Annotated in this window: 18 protein-coding genes; 6 read left to right on the plus strand and 12 right to left on the minus strand. The window is 72.0% G+C overall.

What is annotated here, in order from left to right:
* From VIB11_RS01710 to VIB11_RS01735, 6 genes are all read right to left on the minus strand, one after another.
* Nucleotides 1-1,677 (minus strand): LGFP repeat-containing protein (locus VIB11_RS01710; protein ID WP_414695727.1); only part of this gene is annotated, 1,677 nt, incomplete at its 3' end.
* Nucleotides 1,674-2,213, minus strand: coding sequence for a hypothetical protein (locus VIB11_RS01715; protein ID WP_332027752.1), 540 nt, complete (start codon nt 2,211-2,213; stop codon nt 1,674-1,676). The genes VIB11_RS01710 and VIB11_RS01715, both read right to left, overlap by 4 nt.
* A 6-nt stretch (nt 2,214-2,219) precedes the next feature.
* Nucleotides 2,220-2,819 (minus strand): hypothetical protein, encoded by a 600-nt coding sequence (locus tag VIB11_RS01720; RefSeq protein ID WP_332027754.1) that lies wholly within the window; start codon nt 2,817-2,819, stop codon nt 2,220-2,222.
* A gap of 89 nt (nt 2,820-2,908) precedes the next feature.
* The gene (locus tag VIB11_RS01725; RefSeq protein ID WP_332027756.1) at nt 2,909-3,808 is read right to left on the minus strand and encodes a hypothetical protein; all 900 of its coding nucleotides are present in this window, start codon (nt 3,806-3,808) and stop codon (nt 2,909-2,911) included.
* Nucleotides 3,809-3,811: 3 nt separating this feature from the next.
* A complete protein-coding gene (locus tag VIB11_RS01730) occupies nt 3,812-4,339 on the minus strand; it encodes a MauE/DoxX family redox-associated membrane protein (RefSeq protein ID WP_332027758.1) in 528 nt (175 codons plus the stop codon).
* Between the two features lie 121 nt (nt 4,340-4,460).
* A complete protein-coding gene (locus tag VIB11_RS01735; protein ID WP_332027760.1) occupies nt 4,461-5,294 on the minus strand; it encodes a hypothetical protein in 834 nt (277 codons plus the stop codon).
* 86 nt (nt 5,295-5,380) lie between these two features.
* On the opposite strand from VIB11_RS01735, the gene VIB11_RS01740 reads away from it, so the two are divergent.
* Both VIB11_RS01740 and VIB11_RS01745 read left to right on the plus strand, forming a co-directional pair.
* Nucleotides 5,381-5,899 carry a peptidylprolyl isomerase gene (locus tag VIB11_RS01740; protein WP_332027762.1) on the plus strand — a complete coding sequence of 173 codons (519 nt, stop codon included), beginning with the start codon at nt 5,381-5,383 and terminating at the stop codon, nt 5,897-5,899.
* Nucleotides 5,900-5,957: 58 nt separating this feature from the next.
* Complete coding sequence (locus tag VIB11_RS01745) at nt 5,958-6,851, plus strand: rhomboid family intramembrane serine protease (RefSeq protein ID WP_332027764.1); 894 nt, start codon at nt 5,958-5,960, stop codon at nt 6,849-6,851.
* A 276-nt stretch (nt 6,852-7,127) separates the two neighbouring features.
* Here the strand turns inward: VIB11_RS01745 and VIB11_RS01750 are convergent, their stop codons facing one another.
* A complete protein-coding gene (locus VIB11_RS01750) occupies nt 7,128-7,376 on the minus strand; it encodes a cell division protein CrgA (protein ID WP_332027766.1) in 249 nt (82 codons plus the stop codon).
* A 45-nt stretch (nt 7,377-7,421) separates the two neighbouring features.
* Here VIB11_RS01750 and VIB11_RS01755 point away from each other — a divergent pair, with 45 nt between their 5' ends.
* The 4 genes from VIB11_RS01755 to VIB11_RS01770 are packed head-to-tail and all read left to right on the plus strand — an operon-like array spanning nt 7,422 to nt 9,728.
* Nucleotides 7,422-8,174: a DUF881 domain-containing protein gene (locus tag VIB11_RS01755; RefSeq protein WP_332027768.1), complete on the plus strand. Its 753-nt coding sequence runs from the start codon at nt 7,422-7,424 to the stop codon at nt 8,172-8,174.
* Complete coding sequence (locus tag VIB11_RS01760) at nt 8,174-8,869, plus strand: class E sortase (protein ID WP_332027770.1); 696 nt, start codon at nt 8,174-8,176, stop codon at nt 8,867-8,869. The genes VIB11_RS01755 and VIB11_RS01760 overlap by 1 nt, the downstream gene beginning before the upstream one ends.
* Nucleotides 8,869-9,075, plus strand: coding sequence for a hypothetical protein (locus VIB11_RS01765; protein WP_332027772.1), 207 nt, complete (start codon nt 8,869-8,871; stop codon nt 9,073-9,075). Before VIB11_RS01760 ends, VIB11_RS01765 begins: the two co-directional genes overlap by 1 nt.
* Entirely contained in the window at nt 9,072-9,728 is a 657-nt protein-coding gene (locus VIB11_RS01770) for an aminodeoxychorismate/anthranilate synthase component II (protein ID WP_332027774.1), read from the plus strand. The genes VIB11_RS01765 and VIB11_RS01770 overlap by 4 nt, the downstream gene beginning before the upstream one ends.
* Before the next feature lie 25 nt (nt 9,729-9,753).
* Here the strand turns inward: VIB11_RS01770 and pknB are convergent, their stop codons facing one another.
* The 5 genes from pknB to VIB11_RS01795 form a co-directional block, all read right to left on the minus strand.
* Entirely contained in the window at nt 9,754-11,655 is a 1,902-nt protein-coding gene (gene pknB, locus VIB11_RS01775; protein ID WP_332027776.1) for a Stk1 family PASTA domain-containing Ser/Thr kinase, read from the minus strand.
* Entirely contained in the window at nt 11,652-12,809 is a 1,158-nt protein-coding gene (locus VIB11_RS01780) for a serine/threonine-protein kinase (protein WP_332027778.1), read from the minus strand. Before VIB11_RS01780 ends, pknB begins: the two co-directional genes overlap by 4 nt.
* The gene (locus tag VIB11_RS01785; protein ID WP_332027779.1) at nt 12,806-14,263 is read right to left on the minus strand and encodes a penicillin-binding protein 2; all 1,458 of its coding nucleotides are present in this window, start codon (nt 14,261-14,263) and stop codon (nt 12,806-12,808) included. The genes VIB11_RS01780 and VIB11_RS01785 overlap by 4 nt, the downstream gene beginning before the upstream one ends.
* Nucleotides 14,260-15,639, minus strand: coding sequence for an FtsW/RodA/SpoVE family cell cycle protein (locus tag VIB11_RS01790; protein ID WP_332027782.1), 1,380 nt, complete (start codon nt 15,637-15,639; stop codon nt 14,260-14,262). The genes VIB11_RS01785 and VIB11_RS01790 overlap by 4 nt, the downstream gene beginning before the upstream one ends.
* On the minus strand, nt 15,636-16,776 hold a 1,141-nt coding region (locus tag VIB11_RS01795; RefSeq protein ID WP_332027781.1), incomplete at its 5' end, for a PP2C family protein-serine/threonine phosphatase. The genes VIB11_RS01790 and VIB11_RS01795, both read right to left, overlap by 4 nt.

Consider the following 16,776-nt stretch of genomic DNA (forward strand, 5'->3'; position numbering starts at 1 on the left):
GTCCGTCAGGGGGTAGCCGTAGCGACCGCCGGCCCCGCCCTCGGCCTTCCACTCGTCGAGGACCGCGCCGTGGACCCGGCGAGCCGGACCCGACCCCAGGGCCCAGAGCTCGCCCTTCTGGAAGACCTGGGACTCCCCGCGGCCGTCGCCGGTGAGCGCCGCCGTCGGGTAGCCGAGCACCCCGCTCTCGCGGTTCGCAGCAGCCCAGGCGTCGAACATCCGCCCGAGGACGACCTGCGAGGCCGTACTGCGGCTGTCGACGATGGCGCCCTTCTGGAAGAGCTGGATCCAGCCGCCGTCAGGGCGACCGAAGGTGATCGGTGAGGTGGGGTAGCCAAGGACGCCGGTCTCGCGCCCGTTGGCCTTCCACACGGACCATGAGGCGCCCCAGACGACCTGGGAGGTGGTGCTGGCGCTGTCGACGATGGCGCCCTTCTGGAAGAGCTGGATCCAGCCGCCGTCAGGGCGACCGAAGGTGATCGCCGAGGTGGGGTAGCCAAGGACGCCGGTCTCGCGCCCGTTGGCCTTCCACACGGACCATGAGGCGCCCCAGACGACCTGCGTGGAGGTGCTGGCGCTGTCGACGATGGCGCCCTTCTGGAAGAGTTGGATCCAGCCGCCGTCAGGGCGACCGAAGACGATCGCCGAGGTGGGGTAGCCCAGCACACCCTTCTCGCGGTTGTTGGCGCGCCACACGGTGTAGGAGGCGCCCCAGACCGCCTGGGTGGAGGTGCTGGCGCTGTCGACGATCACGCCACCCTCGAAGAACTGCATCCAGCCGCCGTCGGCGAGGCCGCGGACCACGTCGCTGGTCGGGTAGCCCAGAGGCCCTCCGGGACCGCCGCCGACCTTGGCGTACTGCGAGCGCACGAAGCTGGACAGGGCCTTGGCTCCGGTCTTGGAGGTCCAGTAGATGATCCCGCCCTGGTACGTGACGTAGCGGCCGCGGCCGTCGCCGATGGCCCGCTCCGGGCCCGTCGAGGCCTTGAGGAACGAACCGAGGTCACCGAGCGCCGTGTACTTCGCGGCGATCGGTCCCCACTGGGGCAGGCTCGGCGCGCTGTGCTCGCTCGTCCGGTTGTCCTGCAGCGAGGTCGTGGTGCAGTTGCCCCACTGGTACGGCGGCACGCAGCTGACCACCCGGCAGTGCACGCCGCCACTGCACTTCACGTGGGTGTTGCACTGGCCGTAGCGGAAGGCGTTGCAGCAGATGCGGCGCTGGTCGCAGGTCGCGCTCGAGCCGGTCCCACAGGAGCAGCTCCAGCAGCCCTTGTCACAGATGTGGTCACCGCTGCAGCCGGAGGAGCACTTCGAGCAGGACGCGTTGCAGTCGACGATGTAGCGGTAGCCGCCGCCGCACCACGAGGAGTCGGCGGCCTTCCACCAGCCCGCGGCAAAGCTGCCGGGTGGGCAGGCGTTGACCCCCTTGTTGATGGTGCTGCAGAACACCGTCCACCCGCTGGCAGCCGTGTTGCCCGGACCGCAGATCGTCGCGTAGGCAGACTGCGGGCGCAGCGCGTAGGCCTTGGGGTCGGTCGCCAGTGCGGAGCCGGCCACCGCGGCGCCGACGAAGAACCCCCGCCGGCTCACCGAACCGAACCGCTCCGAGAGCCGGGTCACCGCTCCGACGAGGCCCCGACGCCGGGTGGTGATCTCCTCGAGAGTGCTCACGCTCATGACATGTCCCCCCGCCGGACCATGGTCGACCTGTCGGTGACCCGGAGGCCCCGGACCACCTGTGCTGCGCGTGGCACCGTCGCCATCCGCCGCGAGTGGCTGCCGATGACGGTGAACAGGCAGAACGCACGCCCGCCGGCGCTGAAGAAGTGCTGCGAGGCGCTGCGCCCGGGCAGCGGCCTCTGGAGCCGGTTCGCGCCGAACTGCGAGGGGGCCAGGCGCGGGATCCCCTGGTCGGCGAAGAGGCCCTGGTCGGCAACCTCCGGGTCGTACTCGACCAGGGAGATGAAGATGTCCTCAGAGCCCAGCAGGTCGACCACGCCGCTGCCGAAGTCACCGCGGTCGGCGGGCAGCTCGACCGTGCTGGCGTGCAGCACCGGGTGCATGACCTCGCCGTTGGGCTCGACGCTCTGCGGCGCCAGCCCCCGGCGCAGCGGCGCCACACCTTCCGGCGGTGCGGCCAGCGAGCTGCCACGACGCTCGATCGCGAGCCGCCAGCCACTCGGCGCACTGGCGCTGAGCCCGTATCTCTCCATCGACCATCAACTCCCCAATGCCGCGACCGTCAGAGCCGCGGCGCCTGCCGCCACGGCCACCTTAGCGAGGACATCCGCCGGATTTGCCCAGTTTTCGACCCGTTTGAAGACTTTGTGCAGCTGCTCGCGGTCGTGGACGCGCGCGAGCAGCAGGGAGGGCACGGCCCGCACCACCCCGAACACCCCGCCGATGAGCAGGCCCGCCGCCGGGGAACCACCCAGCACCGCCAGCAGCACGGCGGCATACGTCGTGGAGCTGGTGACGATGGTGACCACCCCGAAGCCGAGCTGGGCGCCGAAACCGACACCGTAGACCCAGCCGCGGTAGCGCGTCAGCCACTGCTCGTCGACCTGTCGGCGCCAGGACGGGAGGGCGTGGCCCCCCGACCGGATGTCGAGGACCAGCCCGACGGCGAGCAGGGCTGCGAGCACGCCGAGCGACAACGGCGACCCCCGCCAGCCCTCGGGCACGAGGGACCCGAGCACGCCGGCGAGCCCGCCCAGCGCGAGCCCGCCTGCGAGCGAGCCGATGAGGTATGCCGTGGTGGTCACCCACCAGCGGGAGGCGCGTGCCCGCTCACCGAGCGGGCTGATGCTCGAGAGCATCGACTCGCCTCAAGGGGACCAGGTGGCCCGGACAGCCGCCACGGCGGCCATCGGCAGGCCGAGGGCGAGCGCCAGTGCGGTGGGGTCCATCAGGGGTGCGATCGCCGGAACGAGGTCGCGTGGCCGTCGGGACCGTGAACGTGGTCGCGGTGGTGGTCGCCGTGGTGGTCGCCGTGGTGGTCGCCGTCGTGGCTGTGCTCGTGGCCCGCATCCTCCCCCTGGTCCGGGGACTGGAAGAGGCTGGCGTGGCCGGGGTGGATTCCCGAGGCCATCAGCTCGCGGTCCATGCGCGGCAGGCTGTCGCGCTCGCCCCGGTCGACGAGCGGGTCGCCGACGGCCCCCGGGCCGCTGCGGCCGGCCGCGGCCCGGGCCTCCGCAGAGTCGGACACGGCCTGGGCCATGAGGTCGCGGACCTGCGGCCACGTGGTGGACGAGCCCTCGCCGGTGATCACGCCGTCCTCGACGAAGACGAAGTACGGCGAGCCGGGGATGCCGTAGTCCGTCCAGGCCCCGGAGGACTGGACGACCTCCAGCGACTCGCCGGCGAGACGTCGCAGGGTCGACACGCTCTCCTCCTCCGGCCCCTTCGCGACGACCACGAGCTGCCCGTGGCCGGGCACGTCGACCGCGCCCCGGCGGAACTCCTCCCAGAACGTCTGGCACACGCTGCAACCACTGGTGAGGAAGGCGAGGAGGGTGCGACGCCCGGGTCCTCGCACCTCCACGGTGCGCTCGCCCCCGTCCAGAGCGGCGCCCACCACGTCGAGCGCACGACTGTCGGCCGGCCGGTCGTTGGGCACGACCCCGCTCTCGATGTCGACGCTGACGGGGCCCGGGCCGCCGCCGGCGGCGGCCTCCTTCTCGAGCTCGAGCCCGGCGCCGAGCTCGTGCAGCGCCTTGAGGATCAGCGCGTGGCTGCGCAGCAGCCCGAGGACGAGCACCCCGAGGAGGGCGATGGCGACGCCCTCGGCGATGACAGCGGCAAGCATGGATCAACCCTTCCCGGTGCTGCGGACGGCAGCTGGTGTGGTGCTCGGCAGGACGGCGAGGACCTGCCACGCCAGGAATGCGATGAGGCCGGCGAGAGCCGCGGTGCCGACGACACCCGCACCGCTGTCGGCCCAGGCCGCGCTCTCCGGGACCGCGGCCACCGCGGCCGCGGCCACGGCAGCAGCCGCGGTGACTCCCAGGTGACTGTAGGTGGGCGGCGTGTCGGCCTTCCCGAAGCAGCCGCAGGACGTGAGGAAGCCGCCGCGGCGCAGGGTGTCGGCGACGAAGACCGTGAAGACGAGGTACGCCGAGCACACCAGCAGCGCCGGGACGCGCGACGGCACGGCGATCGCCCACAGCCCCACGGCGACCTCCGCGGCCGCCAGGGCACGGACCGCAGCGGGCCCGAGCGGGAGGCCGGCCGCGCGCACTGCCCTGACCAGGGGCAGGGGGTCGGCGACCTTGGGCACCCCCGCCGCCACCAGCAGCGCGGCGCTCGCCACGAACGGAGCGGCGAGCAGTCCGGACATGCCTCAGGACCCTACCCCGCCGCGCCGGCGCGACGGAGGGAGGACATCGCCTCGAACGCGGACGGGCCGGGCGCCCCGAGGTGGGGGGCGCCCGGCCCGTCGTGACCGCGGCCTGGTGTCGTCAGCTCTTGTCAGGGGTGTCCGTGTTCGGTGATGCAGCGTCGTCGGCCTTGTCGGCCAGCGTGTCCGAGGCCTCCGCGACGTCCTTCGCACCCTCCTCGGTGGAGTGGGCGACCTTCTCCTTGGCGCTGCTGGCGAGGTCGGAGGCCTTGCCCTTGGCGGCGTCGGCCGCGCTGCTCGCCTTGTCCTTGGCGGTGTCGGCGAGGGAGGCGACCTTGTGGCGGGCGGTCGCGGTGGAGTCGCGCCCGGCGCTCGGCGCGGTGTACGGGTCCTCGAGGGGCGTCGCCCACGGGTCCTCCTTGGGCGCCGACTTCTTGAGCACCACCGCTGCGGCGGCGCCGGCCGCGGCCAGCACCCCCAGGGTCAGCAACATCTTTCCCTTGCGGCGGGGCTTGGCCACCGCCTCGCCCTTGAGCACGAGGTAGGCGTCGCCGCTGCGGTCTGCGACGTCAGCCGCGTTGGCCCGGGCGGCCGCCGACGCCGCCGCGACGGCAGCGATGGCCTCCGCGACCTTCGGCAGCAGGTCGTCGACGATCCTGTCCCGCGCGGTGTCGACCTTCGGTGCGAGGCCCTCGACGGCCCGCTCGAGCTTGGGGGCAGCCACCTCGATGCCGTGCTCGACGTGGGGCAGGGCCCATTCCTTGGCCTGGACGGCGCGCTCACGGGCCACCTCCGCTGCGGCCTCGGCCGCCGGTGCAACGCGCTCCTTCAGGCCGACCATCTGCGCGGCCGCTGACTGTGCCTGCGCCTGAGCCAGCTCCTGCGCCTGCTCTGTCTTGCTCTTGGTGCCGAACACCATGCCTCCTCGGGTTGAGCTCGTTGCGTCCTTGCCCATCCTGCCCTGTTTCAGGCCGCGGGCAACCCCGAAAGGCCACGGGCCGAGACGCAGCGCCGCTGCGCTGACGTGCGAGGATGCCCACTATGAACGTCACCCTGCACACCAACCACGGCGACATCAACGTCACCCTCTTCCCCGACCACGCCCCGAAGACGGTCCAGAACTTCGTGGGACTCGCCAAGGGCGACCAGGAGTACCAGGACGACGCCGGCCGCGCCAACCCCACGCCGTTCTACGACGGCCTCGTGTTCCACCGGATCATCCCCGGCTTCATGATCCAGGGCGGCTGCCCCCTCGGCCGGGGCATGGGCGGGCCCGGCTACAACTTCGACGACGAGATCAGCCCCGACAAGGACTTCACCAAGCCGTACATGCTCGCGATGGCCAACGCGGGCAAGCGCATGGGGCGCGGGACCAACGGCTCGCAGTTCTTCATCACGGTCGGCCCGACGACGTGGCTGCAGGGAAAGCACACCATCTTCGGCGAGGTGGCCGACGGCCCGAGCCGCCAGGTCGTGGACGCGATCGCCGCCGTCCCGACCGATCCGAACGACAAGCCCTTCGAGGACGTTGTCATCGAGCGGGTGACCGTCTCCGGCTGAGCTCTGTGACGGCACCCGTCGCCCCGACCCGAGCACGCACAGATGGTGGAACCTGTCGATGAGTGAGCCCACGGCGTACCAGGACCAGCAGGCCCCCCCGGTCTGTCCGCGACACCCCGACCGGGTCTCCTACGTGCGCTGCCAGCGCTGCGCGCGCCCGACCTGCCCTGAGTGCCAGCGGGCGGCCGCGGTCGGGGTGCAGTGCGTGGACTGCGTCCGCGAGCAGGCGTCGACGATGCGCTCCGCGCGGACCGTCTTCGGTGGCCGGGTCACCGACCGCCCCGTGGTCTCCATCACCATCATCGTCATCTGCGCCCTGGTGTGGGTCGCCCAGCGGGGCGCGCGGGACCTCACCTTCGACATCGCCTTCGTGCCGGTGCTGGGCGAGAGCGAGCCGTGGCGGTTCCTCACCTCGGCCTTCGCCCACGACCAGAACTCGATCATGCACATCGGGTTCAACATGCTGGCGCTGTGGGTGGTGGGTGCGCAGTACCTCGAGCCGCTGCTCGGGAGACTGCGGTATGCCGCGCTGTACCTCATCAGCGCGGTCGGCGGCTCGGTGTTCTTCCTGCTGCTCGCGCAGCCCCCGACCGGGCCGGTGGAGACGTGGAACGACCTCGGGTCGTGGGGCACCCCGGCGGTGGGGGCCTCGGGGGCGGTGTTCGGGCTGTTCGGCGCCCTGCTCGTGCTCAACCGCAAGCTGGGCCGGTCGTCGGCCGGCATGTACGCGACGATCGTCATCAACGCGGTCATCGGCTTCGTGGTCCCGGGCATCGCCTGGCAGGCCCACCTCGGCGGCCTCCTCACCGGGGCCGCGATCGCCGGCGTGATCGCGGCCACCAGCAGCAGGGAACGGCGCCGCTGGCAGTGGCCGGGGATCGCGCTGGTCGTGCTGGTGCTCCTGGCGGCGACGCTCGCCAAGTACGCCGTGGCCCCCGACATCCTGGGCTGAGCCCTGGGCTCCTCCACCATCTGGTGGAGAAGCGTCTCCACCGGCTGCCGTATTACACCCCTGTCATTTGTCCCCAGCTGGGGACAAGCCTGTGGACAACCCCCGGTTCTGTGCACACGGCATACGGGGCTGTGGACAGTGTGGACAACGGCCCGGTGTGGACGACGGCCCGGTGTGGACGACGCCCACTGCCCACGAGAACGGGCCCCGGCGAGGAGGGCGGCACCTGCCGCTGCTCCTCGCCGGGGCCCGTTCCCAGGGTGCGGGGGTGTCCCGTCAGCGCCAGCGGGTCGTCATCGCGAAGCCGGCCATCATCAGCCCGAACCCGGCCGCGAGGTTCCAGCGCCCGATGGACTCGATCGGGAAGCGCTGGCTCGTGATGTAGAAGGTGACGACCCAGACCAGGCCGAGCACCATCAGGGTGAGCATGACGGGCACGAACCACGGGGGGTTGCCGACCTTGGCCTTGGCAGGCTTGGGGGGCGGGGTGTAGGCGCGCTTCTCGCGACCCTTGGACTCCGGCACCGGACACTCCTCATGCTCGTTCTGCGTTTGGCATAGCGTAGTGCCATGCCCGACCAGCGCCTGACCTGGCTGACCCGGCGCCCCAGCCCGTGGTCGGCCGTGGTGCCGGTCGTCGCCCTGTGCGCGGGCGTGCTCTTCGCCACGAGCGCGTCGACCGCCGACGGCACCAACCTGCGTTCCGGCGCCTCCGACCTGCCCGACCTGATCCGTGGCCAGACGCGCGAGAACGCCGAGGCCGCCGACCAGGTCCGCTCGCTGCAGTCCGACGTCGACCGGCTCTCGGCCGAGCGGAACCCCGGCGACACCCAGGTGGCCGAGCTGACCAAGCAGGCCCAGGCGCTGGCTGTCGAGGCCGGTGCCTCGCCGGTCGAGGGCCCGGCGGTCGTCGTCGAGCTCGACGACGCCAACATCCCCAGCGACCAGCTCCCCGAGGGGATCGAGGTCGACGACATCGTGGTGCACCAGCAGGATGTGCAGGCGGTGGTCAACGCCCTGTGGGCCGGCGGCGCCGAGGCCATGATGCTGATGGACCAGCGGGTCATCGCGACCAGTGCGGTCCGGTGCGTCGGCAACACCCTCATCCTCCAGGGCCGTGTCTACTCCCCGCCCTACGTCATCACAGCCATCGGCGACCAGGGCGGCATGCAGCGAGCGCTCGAGGACAGCCGCGAGGTGGGGATCTACCGGCAGTACGTCGACGCCATCGGCCTGGGCTATGACGTCCGGGAGAGCCCCCGACGGACGTTCCCCGCCTACGCTGGCTCCGTGAATCTCGAGTACGCCCAGGCGGCCCGCTGATGCCTCGTGCGGTCCGCTGGGCCGTGGGGGGGCTCGGCGACCTGATGGTGACGGCTGGGCTGTTCCTGCTCCTGTTCGTCGCCTGGCAGCTGTGGTGGACCGATGTCGAGGCCAACCGGGCCCAGAACGGCACCGTGCAGGAGCTCACCCGCGACTTCGCCGCCGCCCCGCCCTCTGCCGCGCCGGCGACGACGCAGCCCAGGCCCGTCGCGTTCGGGACGGCGTTCGCCATCCTGCGGGTGCCGCGCCTCGGCGACGACTTCGCCCGCCCGGTGTTCGAGGGCACCGACTACGAGACCCTGAAGAAGGGCATCGGTCACTACGAGGGGACGGCTGCGGCCGGTGGTGTGGGCAACATGGCGCTCGCCGGGCACCGCACGACCTACGGCCGGCCCTTCCACGAGATCGAGCGGCTGCGCGCAGGGGACAAGGTCGTGGTCGAGACCAGGACCGGCTACAGCGTGTATGCCGTGGACCGGCACGTCATCGTGCCGCCGACTGCCGTCGAGGTCATCGCGCCGGTGCCGGAGAAACCGGGCGCCAAGGCGAACGGGTCCTGGCTCACGCTGACCGCGTGCCACCCGAAGTACAGCGCGGAGCAGCGGTACGTGGTCTTCGCCCGCCTCCTCGACACCTACCCGCGCAACGAGGGCCTGCCGGTCGGCACCCTCGACGTCCCGGCCAAGGGGGCCTGATGCTCTACTCCGCGCTCTGGCGCGCCCTGCCCGGGCCGCGCGCCGCGAAGGTCCTTCAGGCCCTGGTCCTCATCGTGGCGGTGGTGGCGTTCCTGTTCCTGTGGCTCTTCCCGCGGATCGCGCCCCTCATGCCCTTCAACGACAACACGGTCGAGTCGGCCCCCTCTCCGGCGACCGGCCCCGCACGCCCCGGAGCCACCGCATGACCCGCGTCCTCGTCGTCGACAACTACGACAGCTTCGTCTTCACCATCGTCGGCTACCTCCAGCAGCTCGGTGCCGAGTGCCACGTCGTCCGCAACGACGCGGTCACCCCCGCCCAGGGCGCCGACTTCGACGGGGTGCTCGTCTCGCCGGGGCCGGGCACACCCGAGGGGGCGGGTGTCTCGCTGGCCATGATCGAGGCGTGCGCCGAGCGCGGGCAGCCGATGCTCGGGGTCTGCCTGGGCCACCAGGCGCTCGGCGTCGTGTGCGGCGCGACCGTCGACCGCGCACCCGAGCTCCTGCACGGCAAGACCTCCCAGGTCGTCCACGACGGCACGGGCGTCCTCGAGGGGCTGCCCTCGCCCTTCACGGCCACCCGCTACCACTCGCTGACGATCGACCCGGCGACCATGCCCGAGTCCCTGGTCGCCACGGGGCACACCGCGTCGGGGGTGATCATGGCCGTCCGGCACGCCACGCTCCCGCTCCACGGGGTGCAGTTCCACCCCGAGAGCGTGCTCACCCAGGGCGGCCACCGGATCCTCGCCAACTGGCTGGTGCTCTGCGGCATGTCGGACGCCGTCGAGCGATCTGCCGGCCTGAGCCCGCTGGTCCACGACGCCGAGGGTGTCGCGGCCATGGTCTCCTCCGGCTGACCGGGCTCCCTGGCCGAGGCTCCGGTCAGGGGGTGGTGGTCGGTGAGGTGCCCGACGGCAGGGGCAGCGTCTCGGTGCCCGTGGGCGGCGGGGTGGTCGTGGTGGGCGGCGCGGACGTGGTGCTCGGGGTCGGCGGGGCCGGGCGCGCCACCCGCAGGGTGATCTGCGTGCCGTAGTCCGAGAGCTTGCCCTTGGCGATGCTCTGGCTGAGCACGGTGTCCTCGGGCCTGTCGCTCTCCACGTAGGTGGTCTTCGTGCGGAAGCCGAGGTCGCTGAGCGTGCGCGCAGCCTCGTCGCGGGTCATGCCGACGACGTCGGGCACCTCGACCTTGCCGCTGGAGACCTTCAACGTGACCGCGGAGCCCACGTTCACCGTCTGCCCCGAGGTGGGGCTGGTCTCGACGACCTTCCCCCTCTCGACATCGGTGTTGTTGACCTGGTCCGTGCCGGCGACCGAGAGGTTGACCTCCCTGAGCCTGGCGGTGGCCTCCTCGACGGTGAAGCCCGCCACGTCCGGCACCTCGACGGTGTTCGGCCCACTCGAGACGCTGAGGGTCACCTTGGAGCCCTGGGACACGCGCTCGTTGGCTTGCGGGTTCTGGTCGACGACGGTGCCGTCCTCCTTGGTCGAGGGGACCTGCTGCACCTCCGGCACCAGGCCCGCCGCCTTGACCCTCGCCTGGGCGGTCGACACCGGGATGTCGACGACCGAGGGCACGGTCACGAGGGTGGCCTGCGGCTGCTGCCGGTCGAACAGGGACATCCCCGCCACCACCATGAGGGCGATCGCGCCGAGGACGGCGAGCACGAGCAGGACATAGGCGAGACCCCGGCGCTGCCGCGGCTCGTCGTCCGGGTCGTGCCCGATCGCGGGAAGGCTGGCGGTGTTGCCGTGGGTGTCCCGGTCGGCGACACCAGCGCCGGCGGCGCCGGGTGCGCTCGTCCCCAGCATGGCGGTCTGGTCGGCGGCCGACAGGCTGTCCAGGGCCATGGTGGGCTCGGCCAGCGCCGCGCCGGCGGCCACCCCGGCCGCGCCGGCAGCCGTGCCCTTGGCCGCCGCGCTGATCGGGCGTCCGAGCCGCGCGGCCTGCAGGTCGCCCCGGAAGGCGGCGGCGTCCTGGTAGCGGGCCTCACGGTCCTTGACCAAGGCGTGCAGCACCACCGCGTCGAGCGAGGCGTCGACGTCGGCGTTGAAGGTCGAGGGACGCGGCGGCTCCTCACCCACGTGCTGGTAGGCGATCGCGACGGGCGACTCCCCCTTGAAGGGCGGACGGCCGGTGAGCAGCTCGAAGAGGAGGCAGCCGGTGGAGTACAGGTCCGAGCGGGCATCGACCGAGAGGCCCTGGGCCTGCTCCGGGGAGAGGTACTGGGCGGTGCCGAGGACGGCCTGGGTCTGGGTCATGGTCGCGTTGCTGTCGGCGATCGCGCGGGCGATGCCGAAGTCCATGACCTTGATCTCGCCGTGGCGGCCGATCATCACGTTGGCCGGCTTGATGTCGCGGTGGACGATGCCCATCCGGTGGCTGTAGGCGAGGGCGTCGAGGATCCCCTCGGTGATCCGCGCCGCCTCGGCCGGCTCGAGCGGCGATCGGTCGTTGAGCAGCTCGCGCAGGGTCTGGCCCTCGACGTACTCCATCACGATGTAGGGGATGGAGACCTGGGACCCGCCGGACTCGACGACGTGGTCCTCTCCCGAGTCGTAGACGGCAACGATGGAGGCGTGGTTCAACCCGGCAGCGGACTGCGCCTCGCGCCGGAACCGGGAGAGGAACGACGGGTCGCGGGCGAGGTCGGTGCGGAGCATCTTGATCGCCACGGGTCGGGACAGTCGTGTGTCATGGCCGAGATGGACCTCGGCCATCCCGCCCCGACCGAGCAGCTCGCCCACTTCGTAGCGTCCGCCGAGGAGCTGCGGTGCCGCGGTCACGTCGTGGTGCCCCGTTCGTCGTAGGTGGAGTGCCCCGGAAGGGTCTTGGAGAGCAGTGACGGCTGCGGTGCGCTGAGGGCGTCCCTGCCGCCGGCGGTCATGACGACCACGATGACGAGCACCACGACCGCGGTGGCCGCCGCGGCCACGGGGAGGAGCCACGCGGGACGCCCACCCCGCCCGCGCCGCTGCCGGGGGACGACGGCCGGGGCCGGCGGGGTGGCGGGCGACAGGGTGACGAAGTGCGTGTGCCCGCCCGGCTCGGGCGTCGTGGCGTGCACGCCCACGACCACGGGCGCGACAGCGGACTCCGCGCCGGCGACGAGATGCGGCGGAGCCACGCCCGGCTCGAGACGCAGGGCTTCGGCGAAGGCTGCAGCGCTCTGGGGTCGGGCCGACGGGTCCTTCGCGAGCCCTGCCATCACCGTGGTGCGCAGCGGCTCCGGGACGGACTCCGGAAGGGGCGGCGCCGGCTGGCTGACGTGGGCGAGGGCCGTCGCGACCATCGAGTCTCCCGCGAAGGGACGGCTGCCGGTGATCAGCTCGTAGCCGACGACGGCCAGGGCGTAGACGTCGCTCGCGGGACCGGCCGGCTGCCCCTGGGCCTGCTCCGGCGAGAGGTAGTGGGGGGTGCCCAGGACCTCCCCGGTCTGGGTCATCGGGGCGCCCGAGAGGGCGCGGGCGATGCCGAAGTCGGTCAGCCGCACGTAGCCGTCGTCGTCGATGATGAAGTTGGCCGGCTTGATGTCGCGGTGCACGACACCCGCGTCGTGTGCCGCCTGGAGGGCCAGAGCTCCCTGGTGGAGGATCTCGACGACCTCGGCCGCCTCGAGGGGGGCGCGCTCCTTGATGATGGCCGACAGGGGCTGGCCGTCGATGAGCTCCATGACGAGGTAGGCGGAGAACTCCCCCTCGCCGAAGTCGTGCACCGTCGCGATGTTGGGGTGCTGGAGTGCTGCGCTGTGCCGTGCCTCGGCCCGGAACCTCTCGACGAACCCCTCGTCATCGGCGGTGTCGGGTCGGAGCACCTTGACGGCGACGTGGCGCCCCAGGGTCTCGTCGGTGGCTCGCCAGACCTGGCCCATGCCGCCAGTCGCGATGACGTCTTCCAGGCGGTAGCGCTGGGCCACCAGAAGGCCGGGTCTGTAGTTCACTTGCCGATCACCGCTTCCATGACCGCCTTGGCGATGGGCGCTGCCACCCGGCCGCCTGCGGCCTCGCTACCGGCGTTGCCGCCGTCCTCGACGACGACCGCGACGGCGACCTTGGGGTCGTCAGCCGGGGCGAAGCCCGTGAACCACGCGTGCGGGGGCTTTCCCACCGCGTGCTGTGCCGTGCCGGTCTTGCCGGCCACGCTGACCCCGTCGATCTGCGCCGCCTTGCCGGTGCCCGTCTCGACGACGGCCTCCATCATCCGGGTCAGCGCGCCGGCCTGCTCCGCGTCGACGGCCTGCGACATCTGCGAGGGCTCGGCCTCGTCGATGGTGTCGAGGTCGGAGCTGAGCACGCTCTCGACGAGGTACGGCTTCATGACGACGCCGTTGTTGGCCACCCCGGCCGAGATCATCGCGACCTGGAGCGGGGTGACACGGACGTCGTACTGGCCGATGGCGGACTGGGCCAGCTGGGGGTCGTTGAGCTCCTGCGGCACGCTGCTCGGCGTCACCCGCATCGGGATCTGCAGGGAGTCACCGATGCCGAACTTCGCCGACTGTGCCTGGAACGCCTCGGCGCCGAGCTCCATCCCGAGCCACCCGAACGCGGTGTTGCACGAGATCTCGAGGGCCCGCTTGAGGGTCACCTTGTTGTCGGGGCCGCAGGGCAGGCCGTTGCTGTTCGGCAGGTCCCTGACGGTCTGCGGGAGGTCCAGCTTCGCCGGGCCGGGCAGGACGCTCTCCTCGGTGTAGTCCCCGGAGGAGAGGGCCGCGGCGGCGGTGACCACCTTGAACACGGAGCCCGGCGGGTAGAGGTTGCCGCCGATGGCTCGGTTGACCAGGGGGCGCGTGGGGTCGCTGTTCAGGGTGTCCCACGCCTCCTCGACCTTCTTCGTGTCGTGGCTGGTGAGGTCGGCCGGGTCGTAGGGCGGGTTGCTCACCATCGCGAGGATGGCACCGGTGGTCGGGTCGAGCGCGACGACGGCACCGCGCTGCCCCTGCATGGCCTCGGAGGCCGCGGCCTGGGCCCTGGGGTCGATGGTCAGCTCGAGGCTGGCGCCGGCCTGCTTGCGGCCGGTGAGCATGTCGCTGACCCGACGGTAGAAGAGCTTGTCCGACTGGCCCGAGAGCAGGGCGTTCTCGGCAGCCTCGAGGCCGCCTCCGGGGCCGTACACGAAGGAGTAGTAGCCGGTGACGTGCGAGTACAGCTCGCCCTGGGGGTAGGTGCGCAGCCACTTCAGCTCGTCGTTGCTGGGCACGGACCGGGCGACCGGGGTGCCGCCAACGAGGATCTGGCCGCGCTCGCGGGCATAGGTCGCCAGCAGGGTGCGGCGGTTGTCCGGGCGTTCCTGGAGCTCCTTGGCCTGGACGAACTGGATCCAGGTCGAGGAGACGAGGAGCGTGGTGAAGAGCATCGCCACGACGATGGACAGGCGGCGGATGGGGGCGTTCACGAGAGCCTCACCACCTCGGTGGCCTCGCTGCCCCGGTCCGGCGGCGCGGCCTCCGGCAGCGGTCGGCGGGCGTGGTCGCTGATCCGCAGCAGCAGGGCGACGAGGGACCAGTTGGCGAGCAGGGAGGAGCCTCCGTAGGACAGGAACGGCATCGTGAGACCGGTCAGCGGGATGACCCGCGTGACGCCGCCGACGACGACGAAGCACTGGAGCGCGAGCGAGAAGGACAGGCCGGCGGCCAGGAGCTTGCCGAAGCCGTCGCGCACGCCCAGCGCCGTGCGCATGCCGCGCTCCACGAGCAGGACGTAGAGCAGGATCAGGGCGAACACCCCGAACAGGCCGATCTCCTCGGCGAAGCTGGGGACGATGAAGTCCGACTCGGCGAAGTAGGTCAGGTCCGGGCGACCCCGGCCGAGGCCGGTGCCCAGCAGCCCGCCGTTGGCCATGCCCATCAGCCCGCGGGCGAGCTGGTCGCTCACCGCAAGCGCCTCCGGGGAGAAGGTGTCCAGCCACAGCGTCACGCGCTGCTGGACGTGGCCGAACAACAGGAAGGCGACGTAGGCACCGCCGCAGAACAGGACCAGGCCGATGGCGATCCACGAGGTGCGCTCGGTGGCGACGTAGAGCATGGCCACGAACAGGCCGAAGAACAGCAGTGAGGACCCGAGGTCCTTCTCGAAGATGAGCACGCCGAGGCTGGCGGCCCACGCGACGAGGATGGGGCCGAGGTCGCGGGCGCGCGGGAAGGTGAAGCCGAGGAACTTGCGACCGGCGAGCGAGAGCACGTCGCGGGTCTGCACCAGGTAGCCGGCGAAGAACACGGCGAGCACGATCTTGGCGATCTCGCCGGGCTGGAAGGACAGTGGTCCCAGGCCGATCCAGATGCGCGAGCCGTAGACCTGGCGGCCCAGACCGGGCACGAGCGGCAGGATGAGCAGCCCGAAGCCGACCACCGCCGCCGTGAAGGTGTACCGGCGCAGCACCCGGTGGTCGCGCAGGAAGAAGAGCACCGCCCCGGCGATGGCGACGGCGAGTGCGCTCCACGTGAGCTGCTTGAGTGCCAGGCCCTCCGCGACGCTGTTGCCCTTGGCGATGTCGAGGCGGTGGATCATCACCAGGCCGAGGCCGTTGAGCAGCGTGACGATGGGGAGCAGCAGCGGGTCGGCGTAGGACGCCCGCCAGCGCAGCAGCAGGTGGAAGGCGAGCGAGATCACGAGCAGGCCCGTGCCGTGCGCGAGGAGCCCGGGCGGGAAGCTGCCCTGGGTGGCGAGGCCCACGTTGAGGTAGGCCAGGACCACGATGCCGACGGCGAGGAGCAGCAGCGCCAGCTCGACGTTGCGGCCCTGCTTCGGGGGGAGCGAGGAGACCGTCGTCATGGCGTGCTCGCCGTGGTGGCCCTCGTCGAGGGGGTTGTGGTGCTCGACGTCGTCCCCGACGTCGTGGTCGTCGGGGTGGGGGTGGGGGTGCTGCCCGGCTCCCCGCTGCCGCACGCGCCCCCGGCGGCCTTGCGGGAGACGCAGCGGACCGCCTCGGCCTGGAGGCTCTCGACGAGCTCCCGGGCGTCGGCGAGGGTGCCGGTCGAGACGGTGTTCTCGACCCGGTTGCGGTAGAAGTCCGGCAGGTCGTCCGTGGAGATCGAGGAGACCTCCTCGACCTGGGAGAGGGTGATCGGGCCGAGGTCCTGGGAGACACCGCGGTAGATGGCGACGCTGCCGTCGTGCACGCCGACGTAGAACTGCCGCTGGACCCAGTCGTACGCGGCATACGCACCGCCTCCGAGGACCAGCAGGACCAGCAGGGCCACGGCGCCGCGCCGCAGCCAGCGGCCGCGGCCGGAGCTGGGGCTCTCCTCCGCGAGGGTCACCTCGTCGTCGTCGGACGCGCCGCTGGCCTCGCGTGAGAGCGCGGCGGCCTTCTCGGCAGGGGTGACCGGGACGGGACGGGTCGCGTCGCCCCGGCGCCGGAGCGCGGCGGCGCCGACGACCTGGGGTGCGGTGGAGGGGGTGGCGCCGGTGTCGAGGTCGACGATGTCGGCGACGACCACGGTCACGTTGTCGGGGGCGCCGGCCCGCAGGGCGAGCTCGACGAGTCGGTCGGCGGTGGGGCCGACCGGCTTGCCCGCCGAGAGCACCTCTTCGATGGTGTCCCGCGCGACGAAGCCGGAGAGGCCGTCGGAGCAGAGCAGGAAACGGTCGCCGGGGCGCGCCTCGCGGACCATGAGGTCCGGCTCGTCGCCGTCGCTGCCCGTGAGGACCCGGGTCACGAGCGAGCGCTGCGGGTGGCTGTCGGCCTCGGCCTCGGTGATCCGGCCCTCGTCGACGAGCGACTGCACGAAGGAGTGGTCGTGGGTGATCTGGTGGAACGCCTCGTCACGCAGCAGGTAGGCGCGGGAGTCGCCGATGTGCGCCAGCGCCACCTTGTTGCCGGCGCGCAGGAGGGCGGTGACCGTCGTGCCCATGCCCTGGAGCTCCGGACTGTGCTCGACCTGCGACTGGATCTCGCCGTTCGCCGCG

The sequence above is a fragment of the Pedococcus sp. genome (assembly GCF_036554925.1).
Lineage (GTDB): Bacteria > Actinomycetota > Actinomycetes > Actinomycetales > Dermatophilaceae > Pedococcus_A.

Bases quoted from the DNA above. Each gene is read 5' to 3' on its own strand.
- VIB11_RS01770 (WP_332027774.1), top strand. From the start codon at position 9,072: ATGACCCGCGTCCTCGTCGTCGACAACTACGACAGCTTCGTCTTCACC.
- VIB11_RS01755 (WP_332027768.1), top strand. From the start codon at position 7,422: ATGCCCGACCAGCGCCTGACCTGGCTGACCCGGCGCCCCAGCCCGTGG.
- VIB11_RS01760 (WP_332027770.1), top strand. From the start codon at position 8,174: ATGCCTCGTGCGGTCCGCTGGGCCGTGGGGGGGCTCGGCGACCTGATG.
- VIB11_RS01745 (WP_332027764.1), top strand. From the start codon at position 5,958: ATGAGTGAGCCCACGGCGTACCAGGACCAGCAGGCCCCCCCGGTCTGT.
- VIB11_RS01720 (WP_332027754.1), bottom strand. From the start codon at position 2,819: ATGCTCTCGAGCATCAGCCCGCTCGGTGAGCGGGCACGCGCCTCCCGC.
- VIB11_RS01730 (WP_332027758.1), bottom strand. From the start codon at position 4,339: ATGTCCGGACTGCTCGCCGCTCCGTTCGTGGCGAGCGCCGCGCTGCTG.
- VIB11_RS01735 (WP_332027760.1), bottom strand. From the start codon at position 5,294: ATGGGCAAGGACGCAACGAGCTCAACCCGAGGAGGCATGGTGTTCGGC.
- VIB11_RS01715 (WP_332027752.1), bottom strand. From the start codon at position 2,213: ATGGAGAGATACGGGCTCAGCGCCAGTGCGCCGAGTGGCTGGCGGCTC.
- VIB11_RS01725 (WP_332027756.1), bottom strand. From the start codon at position 3,808: ATGCTTGCCGCTGTCATCGCCGAGGGCGTCGCCATCGCCCTCCTCGGG.
- VIB11_RS01740 (WP_332027762.1), top strand. From the start codon at position 5,381: ATGAACGTCACCCTGCACACCAACCACGGCGACATCAACGTCACCCTC.
- VIB11_RS01765 (WP_332027772.1), top strand. From the start codon at position 8,869: ATGCTCTACTCCGCGCTCTGGCGCGCCCTGCCCGGGCCGCGCGCCGCG.
- VIB11_RS01790 (WP_332027782.1), bottom strand. From the start codon at position 15,639: ATGACGACGGTCTCCTCGCTCCCCCCGAAGCAGGGCCGCAACGTCGAG.